Consider the following 12,184-nt stretch of genomic DNA (forward strand, 5'->3'; position numbering starts at 1 on the left):
TTATCCTCGCGGTCTCTCGGCTTGCTCGTTCACGTAGGCGACCAGCGCCCGGGCGGCGTCGTCCAGGTCGTCGTTCACCAGCCGTATATCATACTTCATTTTCTGGGAAAGCTCCACCTCGGCGGCGGCCATGCGGCGGGCGATGACCTCGTCGGTCTCGGTGCCGCGTCCGCGCAGGCGCTCCTCGAGCACCTCAAGCGACGGCGGCTCGATGAATACGAGGCGCGCCTCGGGCATCTTGTCGCGCACCTGGAAGGCGCCCTGCACGTCGATCTCCAGGATGACCTGCTCGCCGGCGGCCATGTGCGCCTCCACCGAGGCGCGCGGCGTGCCGTAGCAGTTGCCGGCGTAGCGGGCCCACTCCAGGAGGCCGTCGCGGGCGACCTCGTCGGCGAACTCGTCCTCGGTCTTGAAGAAGTACTGGACGCCGTCGGCCTCGCCCGCGCGCGGGGCGCGCGTGGTAGCCGAGACGGACACCCAGGCGTCGGGCACCTCCTGCAAGAGACGGGCCACCAGCGTGCCCTTGCCGGCACCTGATGGCCCCGAGATGACGAACAGATTTCCGCGTCTCATGGACGGGCTAGCCCAGGCGCTCCAGCAGGGCGGCGCGCTGGCGCTCCCCCAGGCCGCGCAGGCGGCGGCTCTCGGCGATCTGCAGCTCGCGCATGACCTTCTCGGCCTTGGCCTTGCCATAGCCCGGCATCGTCTCGATGAGGGTGGACACCTTCATGCGGCCGACGACCGGGTCGTCGCGCAGGTCGAGCACCTGCTCGATGGTGAGCTTGCCGGCCTTGAGCTCGTCGCGGACCTCAGCGCGGCGGATGCGGGCGGCCTTGGCCTTCTCGAGCGCCTCGGCGCGGGCCTCGGGGCTCAGCTGGGGAATAGCCATGGGGTGTATCTCCTTCTCTCCGAACGGTCTTGAGGCGCGCGCGGACAGGCGCGAGCCATGCTCGGTACTGGGGCCATTATGGGCAGCGCCCGGCGAAAATGGCCCCCAAACGGGGGGAATTCCGCAAATCCACTACAAAATACCCGCACAGGCTGGGGCTTCGCGCCCCAGGCGCCCCCTACAGCCCCTCGAGCTCGGCGGCGATGGCGTCGAAGGCGGCCACGGGGTCGGGGGCCTGGGTGATGGGACGACCGACCACGATGTGGGACGAGCCGGCGCGGAAGGCCTCGGCCGGCGTCATGACACGGCTCTGGTCGCCCAGCTCGGCGCCGGTGGGGCGCACGCCCGGGGTGACGATGAACGCGTCGGGGCCGAGCGTCTCGCGCAGCATGGCCGCCTCGAGGGGCGAGGCCACCACGCCGGAGATGCCCGAGAGGCGCGCGAGCTCGGCCAGGGCCGCCACCTGGTCGGTCAGGGGCCGCGTGACGCCCGTCTCGGCCAGGGCCCCGGCGTCCATGGAGGTGAGCACCGTGATGCCGAGGGTGGCCGGCACTGAGCGCCCCGCGTCGGCGGCGCCGAGCTCGGCGCCGCGCTGGGCGGCCTCCATCATGGCGCGGCCGCCCACGGTGTGCATGGTGATCATGTCGGCGCCCGCGGCCGTGGCCGAGCGGGCGGCGCCCTCGATCTGGTGCGGGATGTCGTGGAACTTCAGGTCCAGGAACACCTTGAAGCCGCGGCGCTTGAACATCTGGATGATGGCGGGGCCCTCGGCGTAGTACAGCGTCATGCCCACCTTCACCCACGACGCCTTCCCCACCAGCGCGTCGGCCATGACGATGGCCTCCCAGCCGGTGTTGCAGTCGAGCGCGACGATGACGCGGTCCTTGGCGGGTAGCGCGCGGAAGTCGGGATTCAAGTTGTTCTCTAGCATTCCAGGGCTCCAATCAGCTCGTTGACGTCGGCGACGCCCTGCTCCTCGCAGTAGTCGATGATGCCGTCGATCACGTCCACCGTGGCGTGGGGGTTGGCGAAGTTGGCGGTGCCCACGGCCACGGCGGTGGCGCCGGCCAGCATGAACTCCACGGCGTCGAGGCCGCATGAGATGCCGCCCATGCCGAGCACAGGCACCCTCACGGCCCGGGCCACCTGCCACACCATGCGCAGCGCCACGGGCTTGACGGCCGGGCCGGACAGCCCGCCCACCACGCGGGCGAGCTGGGGGCGGCGCCGGCGGGCGTCCACGGCCATGCCGAGCAGCGTGTTGATGAGCGACACCGCGTCGGCGCCGGCCGCCTCGGCGGCGCGGGCGATCTCGGCCACGTCGGTGACGTTGGGCGTGAGCTTGACGATGAGGGGGCGCGCGGTGGCCGCGCGGCACATCCCCACCACCTTCTCGACCGAGGGGACGTGGCAGCCCATGGTCATGCCGCCGGCATCGACGTTGGGGCACGATATGTTCACCTCGTAGGCGGCCACCGGCGCCTCTTCGAGCGCCTCGATGACGGCCACGTACTCGTCGAAGCTGTGGCCCGACACGTTGACGACGGCGGTGGCGCCCACCTCGGCGAGCCAGGGCAGCTCATGGGCCTTGAGGTGGTCGACGCCGGGGTTCTGCAACCCGATGGAGTTGAGCATGCCGGAGGGCACCTCGGCGATGCGGGGGCTCGCGTTGCCCTCCCAGCCGTGAAGCGACACGCCCTTGGTGGTGACGGCGCCGAGCGCGGCCACGTCGACGAAGTCGTGGTACTCCCGTCCCGCGCCGAAGGTGCCCGAGGCCGTGGTGACGGGGTTTCTCATGGCCAGGCCGCCCAGGTCGACGGCCAGCCTCACGTTGGTTTCGCGGGGGACGCGCTGCATCACCACACCACCTCCTCGGCGGGAAACACCGGGCCGTCCACGCAGGCCCGGCGCTTGCCGTCCACGGTGTCGACCACGCATGACAGGCACGCGCCCACGCCGCAGGCCATGCGGCGCTCGAGCGACACCTCGCAGAACACCCGCGCCTCGGCGGCAAGCCCCGCCACCAGGCGCATGAGCGGCTCGGGGCCGCAGCAGGCGACGTAGTCGAAGGGGCGCCCCTCGGCCGCCGCCTCCTCGAGGGCCTCGGCGACGAGCGGGGTGCAGAAGCCGGCGCGGCCGTAGGTGCCGTCGTCGGTGGAGCAGAGCGGCTCGCGGCCGAGGGCGGCGCAGAAGCGCTCGCGGGCCACGAGGGCCTCGGCGGTGCCGGCGCCCAAAACGGCGGTCACGTCCGCCCCGGCCGCCGCCAGCTCGCAGGCGAGCGGGTGCAGGGGCGCCGAGCCCACGCCCCCGGCCACGAGCAAGGCGCGGCGCGCGTCCTCGGGCGGCTGCCAGCCGCGGCCGACGGGCCCGATCAGCTCGACGGCGGCCGCGCCGGGCGCGAGCTCGGTCATGCGGGACGTGCCGAAGCCGAGCACCTGGTACATCATGTCGACGGTGCCCGCGGCCGCGTCGGCGGCGTAGATGCCGAGCGGGCGGCGCAGGATGTGGTCGTCCATGCCGGGGATGCGGACGTGGACGAACTGGCCCGGCCGCGCCCCCGCCGCGATGGCGGGCGCCTCCACGGTCATGAGCCAGATGCCGCGCCCGAGTTCCTCGTTGACGAGGAGGGGCGCGTGCTCGTTGACAAGGTGGTTCACTTCCGTCCTTTCCCGCCCCGCGGGGCGCTGTCTCAGGGGACGCTGCGGGTATTGTACCAGGGCCGCCGGCCCGCCCGCCTTCGCCGGGCCTCGCCGGGGAGGGGCAGGGCCCTCCCCTAGCGCGGGCCTAGCCCTCCCACTGGGGGAGGTCCTGGAGGGCGATCACGGCCAGGCCGGCGTCGCGGACGACCTCCATGCCGGCCACCATGGCCTGGGCCCCGGCGAGCGTGGTGACGTAGGTGACGCCGTGGCGCACGGCGGCCATGCGCAGCTCGTAGCCGTCGCCGCGGGTGGCCGTGCCGAAGGGCGTGTTGATCATGAAGGATATCTCGCCGGCGGCGATGCGGTCCATGATCGAGGACGAGCCCTCGTGGATCTTGCCGACCTCCTCGCATTCCACGCCCACGGCGCGCAGGGCCCGCGCGGTGCCCTCGGTGGCGGCGATGGAGAAGCCCAGGCGCGCGATGTCGCGGGCGATGGGCACGAGCTCGCGCTTGTCGCGGTCGTTGACCGAGAGGAACGCCGTGCCGCCGGTGGGCAGCGCGTAGCTGATGGCGAGCTGGGTCTTGGTGTAGGCGGCCGGGAAGTTGCGGGCGATGCCCATCACCTCGCCGGTGGACTTCATCTCGGGCCCGAGCACCACGTCGGCGCCGGGGAAGCGGCCGAAGGGCATGACGGCCTCCTTGACGCTGAAGTAGTCCAGGCGCCTATCGTCGGCGGGAAGCCCGAGGTCGGCCAGCCGCTCCCCCGCCATGACGCGGGCGGCGAGCTTGGCGAGCGGCACGCCCGTGGCCTTGGACACGAAGGGCACCGTGCGGCTGGCGCGCGGGTTGGCCTCGATGACGTAGATCACCGTGTCCTTGATGGCGAACTGGATGTTGATGAGGCCCACCACCCCCAGGCGCAGGGCGAGGCGGCGCGCGATGGAGCGCAGGCGCGCCTGGACGGCCTCGGACAGCGCGAAGGGCGGCGTGCAGCAGGCCGAGTCGCCGGAGTGGATGCCCGCCATCTCGATGTGCTCGAGGATGCCGCCGACGTAGACCTCCTCGCCGTCGCAGAGCGCGTCGAGGTCCACCTCCACGGCGCCTTCCAGGAAGCGGTCGAGGTAGACGGGGTGGTCGGGCGAGATGCGGGCGGCCTCGCCCATGTACTTCTCGAGCTGGGCGCCGTCGTAGACGATGGCCATGCCGCGCCCGCCGAGCACGTAGCTGGGGCGCACGAGCAGGGGGAAGCCGATCTGGTCGGCCACGGCGCAGGCCTCCTCGAAGGTGGACGCCATGCCGGCCGCCGGGTAGGTGATCCCCATCTCGTCCAGGATGGCCGAGAAGCGGTCGCGATCCTCGGCCAGGTCGATGGCCTCGGGGCTCGTGCCCAGGATGGGCACGCCGGCCGCCTCGAGCGCGCGGGCCAGCTTGAGCGGCGTCTGCCCGCCGAGGGTGACCACCACGCCGTCGGGCTGCTCCACGTCGACGATGTCCATGACGTCCTCGAAGGTGAGCGGCTCGAAGTAGAGCTTGTCGGAGGTGTCGTAGTCGGTCGACACCGTCTCGGGGTTGCAGTTGACCATGATGGTCTCGAAGCCCGCGGCCTCAAGGGCGTAGCTCGCGTGCACGCAGCAGTAGTCGAACTCGATGCCCTGGCCGATGCGGTTGGGGCCCGCGCCCAGGATCATGGCGCGGCGGCGCTCCTTGGGCGCCACCTCGGACTCGGCGGCGTCGTAGGTCTTGTAGTGGTAGGACGTCGAGGACGGGAACTCCGCGGCGCAGGTGTCGACCGTCTTGAAGGCCGGGCGCACGCCGCACATCTTGCGGCAGGTGCGCACGGTGAGCTCGTCGGAGCCGGTCAGGTGCGCGATCTGCGCGTCGGAGAGCCCGTAGCGCTTGGCCACGAGGAACGCGTCGTGGTCGAGGTCCTCCAGGCGCATGCCGGCAAGGGCCCGCTCCACGGCCACCATGTCGGCCATGCGGTGCAGGAAGAACGGGTCGATGCCCGTGGCGGCATGCACGGCCTCCACCGAGCGGCCGCGGCGCAGGGCCTCGGCCAGGTACAGGATGCGCTCGGCCGTGGGACGCGCCACCAGGTCGTCCAGCTCGGCGTCGCTGACGGCGGACTCGGGCCCGCGTCCGTCGCCGCCGAGGCCCGCCCGGCCGTTCTCGAGCGAGCGCATGGCCTTGCCGAGCGCCTCCTCGAAGGTGCGCCCGATGGCCATGATCTCGCCGACGGCCTTCATGCGGGTCGACAGCGTGTCGTCGGTGCCCTGGAACTTCTCGAAGGCGAAGCGCGGCACCTTCACCACGCAGTAGTCGATGGAGGGCTCGAAGCAGGCCGGCGTGGCCTTGGTGATGTCGTTGGTGATCTCGTCGAGGGTGTAGCCGACGGCCAGCTTCGCCGCCGCCTTGGCGATGGGGAACCCGGTGGCCTTCGACGCGAGCGCCGAGGACCGCGACACGCGGGGGTTCATCTCGATGATGACCATGCGGCCGTTGTCGGGGCTCACGGCGAACTGCACGTTGGAGCCACCCGTCTCGACGCCGATCTTCTCGAGGATGGCCAGCGACGCCACGCGCATGCGCTGGTATTCCACGTCGGAGAGCGTCTGGGCCGGGGCCACGGTGATGGAGTCGCCGGTGTGCACGCCCATGGGGTCGAGGTTCTCGATGGAGCAGATGATGATGCCGTTGCCCGCGGCATCGCGCATCACCTCCATCTCGAACTCCTTCCAGCCCTCGATGGACTCCTCGACAAGCACCTCGCCGGCAGGCGACAGCTCGAGGCCCTGGGACACGATGAGGCGCAGCTCGTCCAGGTCATGCGCGATGCCGCCGCCGGCGCCGCCGAGCGTGAACGAGGGGCGCAGCACCACGGGGAACCCGAGGTCGGCCACGATGGCCTCGGCGTCGGCCACCGAGTAGGCGTAGCCCGAGCGGGCCGTCTCGACGCCGAGCTCGGCCATGCACTCGTTGAAGAGCTTGCGGTCCTCGCCGCGCTCGATGGCGGGCAGGTCGCAGCCGATCATCTCGACGCCGTAGCGCTCCAGCACGCCGGACTTGGCCAGGTCCACCGCGGTGTTGAGGCCGGTCTGGCCGCCGAGGGTGGGCAGCAGCGCGTCGGGGCGCTCCCGCTCGATGACCTTCTCGACGAACTCGGCGGTGATGGGCTCGACGTAGGTGGCGTCGGCCAGCCCCGGGTCGGTCATGATGGTGGCCGGGTTGGAGTTGACGAGCACCACGCGGTAGCCGTCCTCCTTGAGCACCTTGCAGGCCTGGGCGCCGGAGTAGTCGAACTCGCAGGCCTGGCCGATGACGATGGGGCCAGACCCGATGACGAGGATGGACTTGATGTCTTCGCGCTTGGGCATTTAGGCCACGCTCCCTTCCGCGCCGGCGTCCTCGGCGAAGCGCCAGCCGCCCAGGCGGTCGGTCGCTATATCGATGTCCAGGTAGTCGTCCCGCCCGTCCATGAGGCGCGTGAACGCGGTGAACAGGTAGTGGGCGTCGGTGGGGCCCGGCGAGGCCTCGGGGTGGTACTGCACGCTGAAGGCGGGGATGTCCAGGCACGCGATGCCCTCGGCCGTGCCGTCGTTGAGGTTCACGTGGGTAAGCTGGATGCGGCCGAAGCGCTCGTTGGCGACGACGGGCGCGCACTTGGCCTTGGCCCAGAAGCGCAGGTCGTCCTCATGGCCGCGGAACCCCGCCGAGAGCTCCGGCACGAGCGGGCCCAGGGAGGGGAAGACCAGGCCGAAGCCGTGGTTCTGGGCGGTGATCTCCACGCGCCCGGTGCGCAGGTTCATGACCGGCTGGTTACCGCCGCGGTGCCCGAACTTGAGCTTCTCGATGACGGCCCCGCAGGCCTTGGAGATCATCTGGTGGCCCAGGCAGATGCCGAAGACGGGCACCTTGCCCAGCAGCTGCTCCACCTGGCGGTAGGTGCCCTCGACGGCCTCCGGGTCGCCCGGGCCGTTGGAGAGGAACACGCCGTCGGGGTTCAAGGCCAGCACCTCTTCGGCCGGGGTGTCCCAGGGCACGGCGGTGACGTCGCAGCCGACGCGCACGAGGTTCTCGAGGATGGAGCGCTTGGCGCCGCAGTCGTAGGCGACGACCTTGTAGCGGGGCGCGGCCGGATCCGCCAGGGCGAAGCGCTGGCTCTCCGGCAGGTCGGCGGCCGTGAAGGCGGCGGGCTCGGCGCGCGAGACGGTGGCGGCCAGGTTCACGCCGACGATGGACTCGCTCGCGCGCGCCTTGGCGACGAGGGAGGCCGCGTCGGCGTCTGTCGTGGAGAGCACGGCGCGCTGGGCGCCGTGGTCGCGGATGTGGCGCACGAGGGCGCGGGTGTCGATGCCCTCGGCAGCCACGACGCCGTGGCGCGCGAGGAAGTCGGGCAGGCTCATGGCCGAGCGCCAGTTGGACGGCGTGGCGCACATATCGCGCACGACGAGGCCGCGCAGCGCCGGCGCGTCGGACTGGCAGTCGTCCGGGTTCACCCCGTAGTTGCCGATCTGCGGGTAGGTCATGGTGATGATCTGGCCGGCGTAGGAGGGGTCGGTGATGACCTCCAGGTAGCCCTCGAGCGACGTGTTGAAGCAGATCTCGCCGAACACCTCGCCCTCGGCACCGGCGGCGGTGCCCTCGAACACGGCGCCGTCCTCCAGCGCCAGCACGGCCCGGCCGCGCGCGGGCTTGCTCGTGCCCGCCAGCAGCCTCTCGGATATCTCGCTCAAGGCATCTTCCCTTCTCTCTCGGGCGACCGCCCTCCCCATCCGCTCGCCGCTGCCGCGTGCTGCCGCGGCCGGTGCCCCTGCGTCCGGCCCGGGTGGCCGCGCGCCGGCGTCCCTGCGTCCGGCCCGGCCGCCGTCCCCCGGGCCCGGGCGCGAAAACGCCCCCGTCACGGACGAGGGCGCACTGGTGGTGGGGTTGGGTTTTCGTGTCGCGCACCTTGTCGGTCTCTCTGTACCGCCTTAAAGGCTGTCCGACAGTATACGCCGCCCGGCCGCGAATATGAGCGAGAAGCGGGGAATTCCCCGCCCGGGCGCGTAAGCGGCGCCACCGGCGCGGCGAGCCGGCGGCAGCACCGCCCTTCCGCTCCTCCCGCCCGCCTTGGCCTCGCCCCCGTCCTGGCCCGCACCGCATCGCCCCCTGCCTCGGTGTGGGTCGGGTCGCACCGCCCCTCCTTCCCCCATCGCCTTGCCTCCCGCCTCGGCTCGCGCCGGATCACCCCGCTCTGGCTCGCCTTCCTTGGCCTTCGCCATCTCCGCTTAATTGATGAGCGATACCATCATGGACAAAAAACCGCGTTCTCGCAGCCATTGAGGGCCTGTTTCACGGCAGCTGCTCGCTCCCCTCTGCGTTTTCCCAGCTCAGGGCCTCGCGCTCTTCCCAGCCCCATGTTTCGTCATGGCAATCACCTGCGATATCTCGGCTTTTTGTCCATGCAGATGCGAGATCGCCGGTTTTTGTCCATCTCCCTGGACAAAAAGCTGAGATATCGCATCTGCGGGGAAGCCAGGCGGCGGAATCGGGGCAAGCAGGAGCAGGGGCACCTGTGCCGACGGGCCCGTCGGCACGGGGATGCCGGCTGCCAGCGGCCCGCGGAGCCGGCGTCACCTAGCGGCCTGCGTCCTCGCGCGCCAGGCGGTAGCTTGCGAGGGAGGGGCGACCCGTCCAGGGGTCGGGCTCGACGAGGGCGTCGAGGCCGAACACCTCGCGCAGCATCGCCGGGGTCATCACCTCGCCGGGCGTGCCGGCGGCGCGCACGGCCCCGCCGCGCATCGCGATCATCCAGTCGGCGAAGCGGGCGGCCAGGTTGAGCTCGTGGATGACGAGCGCGATGGTCTTGCCCTGGTCGCGGTTGAGGTCGCGCAGGAGCTCGAGCACCTCGAGCTGGTGGGCCATGTCGAGGTAGGTGGTGGGCTCGTCGAGCAGGATGAGGCCGGTGTCCTGGGCCAGCGCCATCGCGATCCAGGCGCGCTGGCGCTGGCCGCCGGAGAGCGCGTCGAGGGCGCGGTCGGCCAGCGGCGCCAGGCTCGTGATGTCGAGCGCCCAGTCGATGAGGGCGCGGTCGTCGGCGGTGAGGCGCCCGAAGCCGCGCTGGTGCGGGTAGCGCCCGTAGGCCACGAGCTCGCCCACGGTCAGGCCGCCGGGCGCTTGGGGCGCCTGGGGCAGGAGCGCCATCTGGCGCGCCACCTCGGCCGTGGGAAGCTTGGCGATGGCGCGTCCGTCGAGGTAGACCGCGCCGGCGCGCAGGGGCATCGTGCGGGCGAGCGCCTTGAGCAGCGTCGACTTGCCGCAGCCGTTGGGGCCGATGACGGCGGTCACGCGCCCGGCGGGCACGGCCACGTCCATCGGCTCGATGATGACGCGGTCGCCGTAGCCCACCGAGACGCTCTCGCCGCGCAGGGCCGCGTCGGCGAAGCGGTCGCAGGCGCTGTCGCAGCCCTCGCAGAGGACGGGCCCTCCCGCCTCGGCTGTCAGATCGGGCGCCTCGGCCCGGGCAGCCCCGCGGGCCCCCGCGCCCGCCTCCGCCGAGGCCCCGCCCGCCGCCTGGGCGGCCATCGCGCCCACCTGCGCGGCGACCGCGCGGCGGGCGCGCTCCTCGCTTCTCTTCCCCATCGCCCTCTCCTCTCTACGCCTTGGCCAGCAGGTACAGGAAGTACGGCGCGCCGATGACGGCGGCCACGATGCCCACGGGGATCTCGTTGGGCATGATCAGCGTGCGCGAGATGATGTCGGCCGCCAGCATGAGCACCGCGCCCACCAGGATGGTCGCGGGGATGAGCACGCGGTGGCGCGGCCCCACCAGGCGCCGGGCCAGATGCGGGCAGACGAGCCCCACGAAGGTGAGTCCGCCGCCGACGGCGCAGCACAGCCCCGAGCAGCCCACGGCCACGGCCAGAAGGCCGAGGGACGACCGACGCACGTCCACGCCCAGGCCCGTCGCGGCCACCTCGCCGAGGGCGAGCACGTCTAGGGTGCGCGCGGCGCGCAGGGCCACGAGGGCGAGCGCGCCCAGGCCCACGGCCAGCATGGCGACGCCCTGCCAGCTGGCGCCCCAGATGCTGCCCGCTATCCAGTTCTGCACGAAGGCGTAGTCGCCGTCGCCCATGCGCAGCATGAGCAGCGAGGTCACGCTGCCGAGCCCCGTGGCCAGCGCCACGCCGATGAGCAGCAGACGCGCCGGCGACGACGCGCCGCGCACCACCGACAGCTGCCAACCTGCCAGCGCCACGGCGAGCGACCCGGCGAAGGCGAGCACGGGCAGCGCGACCGCGGAGGGGACGAGGCCCGCGGGCACGAAGACGATGAAGGCCGCCACGAGCAGCCCCGCCCCGGCGTTGACGCCAAGCACGCCCGGGTCGGCCATGTCGTTGCGCGACACGCCCTGCAGCAGGCAGCCCGCCAGCGACAGCCCCACGCCGACGAGCAGCGCGGTGAGCACGCGCGGCAGGCGCAGCTCCACGAGCGTGTAGGCGAGCGACTGCGGGGCCGTGCCCGCGATGACCTGGCCGAGCTCCTCGAGGGAGATGCTGCGGTAGCCGGCGTTCACGTCGGCCCAGAGCGCCGCGGCCGCCAGCGCGGCCAGCACGATGAGGACGACGGCCGACCGGGCCGCCTGGCGCGCGTCAGCCAAGGCCGGCCTCCTCCCTGCGGGCGCACCAGATGAAGAACGGCACGCCGATGACGGCGAAGATGAGCCCGATGGGCACCTCGGAGGGCGCCATGACGGTGCGCGCGATGACGTCGGCCAGCAGCATGAACAGCGCGCCGCCGACGATGGAGGCGGGGATGACGGCGCGGTAGTCGGCGCCGACGAACCGGCGCACCACATGGGGCACCATGAGGCCGACGAAGGCCACGGGCCCCGCCAGCGCCACGGCGGCGCCGGCCAGCACCAGCACCGCCACGAGGCAGAGCGTGCGCACGCGGGTCACCGGGACGCCCAGCCCGAGCGCCGCCTCCTCCCCCAGCGAGAGCACCGCCACGCGCCGCGCGAGCAGGCAGGCGGCGACGAGCCCCGCCACGAGGAAGGGCGCCGCCATCGCGAGCGTGCCCGCGCGGATGCCCGCCACGCCGCCGGCCGTCCAGAACGTGAGGCTGTAGCCGACGTTGAAGAAGATGGCGACGCCCTGGGCCAGCGCCGTGAGGAACAGCCCCACCGCGCAGCCGGCCAGCACGAGGCGGACGGGGTCGACCTCGCGGCGGCGGAAGCTCACGGCGCCGTAGACCACGGCCAGCGCGAGCGCCGCGCCGACGAAGGAGCAGCCCACCACCCCGGCGAAGCTCATCCCCGGCAGCAGCGCCAGGCAAAGCGCCAGCGCGAAGGCGGCGCCCGCGTTGATGCCGAGCAGCCCCGAGTCGGCCAGCGGGTTGCGGGTGACCCCCTGCATGACGGCGCCGGCCACGGCGAAGGCGGCGCCCACGAGGATGCAGCCCAGGGTGCGCGGCCCGCGCAGCTCGAGCACGGCCACCTGCTCCTGGTCGGCCATATCGGGGCTCAGGAGCGCGGCGATCACCTGGTCGGGCGGGATGGGCGTGGAGCCGAGGAACAGGGAGAGCCCGGCGGCCAGGGCGACCGCCGCGGCTCCCCCCGCGATGACGAGCGTTGTCCTCAGGCGCGCCACGGCGCTTCCCCGCTCCCCTCGTCC

General features: G+C 72.3%; 10 protein-coding genes. All 10 read right to left on the reverse strand.

The genetic code is table 11. The features are described from left to right. Entirely contained in the window at positions 1-573 is a 573-nt protein-coding gene (gene gmk, locus LPT13_RS06375) for a guanylate kinase (protein WP_242164741.1), read from the reverse strand. A 7-nt stretch (positions 574-580) separates the two neighbouring features. Beyond that, the gene (gene mihF / locus LPT13_RS06380) at positions 581-889 is read right to left on the reverse strand and encodes an integration host factor, actinobacterial type (RefSeq protein WP_242164743.1); all 309 of its coding nucleotides are present in this window, start codon (positions 887-889) and stop codon (positions 581-583) included. A gap of 178 nt (positions 890-1,067) precedes the next feature. Next, on the reverse strand, positions 1,068-1,820 hold the full coding sequence (gene pyrF / locus LPT13_RS06385) for an orotidine-5'-phosphate decarboxylase (RefSeq protein ID WP_242164745.1): 753 nt from the start codon (positions 1,818-1,820) through the stop codon (positions 1,068-1,070). Beyond that, positions 1,814-2,746 carry a dihydroorotate dehydrogenase gene (locus LPT13_RS06390; protein WP_242165339.1) on the reverse strand — a complete coding sequence of 311 codons (933 nt, stop codon included), beginning with the start codon at positions 2,744-2,746 and terminating at the stop codon, positions 1,814-1,816. The genes pyrF and LPT13_RS06390 overlap by 7 nt, the downstream gene beginning before the upstream one ends. Then, entirely contained in the window at positions 2,746-3,546 is an 801-nt protein-coding gene (locus LPT13_RS11830) for a dihydroorotate dehydrogenase electron transfer subunit (protein WP_242164747.1), read from the reverse strand. The genes LPT13_RS06390 and LPT13_RS11830 overlap by 1 nt, the downstream gene beginning before the upstream one ends. 127 nt (positions 3,547-3,673) lie before the next feature. After that, positions 3,674-6,904 (reverse strand): carbamoyl-phosphate synthase large subunit, encoded by a 3,231-nt coding sequence (carB, locus tag LPT13_RS06400; RefSeq protein ID WP_242164749.1) that lies wholly within the window; start codon positions 6,902-6,904, stop codon positions 3,674-3,676. Next, positions 6,905-8,263 carry a glutamine-hydrolyzing carbamoyl-phosphate synthase small subunit gene (gene carA, locus LPT13_RS06405; RefSeq protein ID WP_242164751.1) on the reverse strand — a complete coding sequence of 453 codons (1,359 nt, stop codon included), beginning with the start codon at positions 8,261-8,263 and terminating at the stop codon, positions 6,905-6,907. It lies immediately after the preceding gene. 883 nt (positions 8,264-9,146) lie between these two features. Then, positions 9,147-10,151 (reverse strand): ABC transporter ATP-binding protein, encoded by a 1,005-nt coding sequence (locus LPT13_RS06410; protein WP_242164753.1) that lies wholly within the window; start codon positions 10,149-10,151, stop codon positions 9,147-9,149. A 13-nt stretch (positions 10,152-10,164) separates the two neighbouring features. After that, positions 10,165-11,169 (reverse strand): FecCD family ABC transporter permease, encoded by a 1,005-nt coding sequence (locus tag LPT13_RS06415; protein WP_242164755.1) that lies wholly within the window; start codon positions 11,167-11,169, stop codon positions 10,165-10,167. Continuing rightward, positions 11,162-12,160 (reverse strand): FecCD family ABC transporter permease, encoded by a 999-nt coding sequence (locus LPT13_RS06420; RefSeq protein WP_242164757.1) that lies wholly within the window; start codon positions 12,158-12,160, stop codon positions 11,162-11,164. The genes LPT13_RS06415 and LPT13_RS06420 overlap by 8 nt, the downstream gene beginning before the upstream one ends. Positions 12,161-12,184: the final 24 nt, after the last annotated feature.

The organism is Adlercreutzia faecimuris, from assembly GCF_022669055.1.
Classification (GTDB): domain Bacteria; phylum Actinomycetota; class Coriobacteriia; order Coriobacteriales; family Eggerthellaceae; genus Enterorhabdus; species Enterorhabdus faecimuris.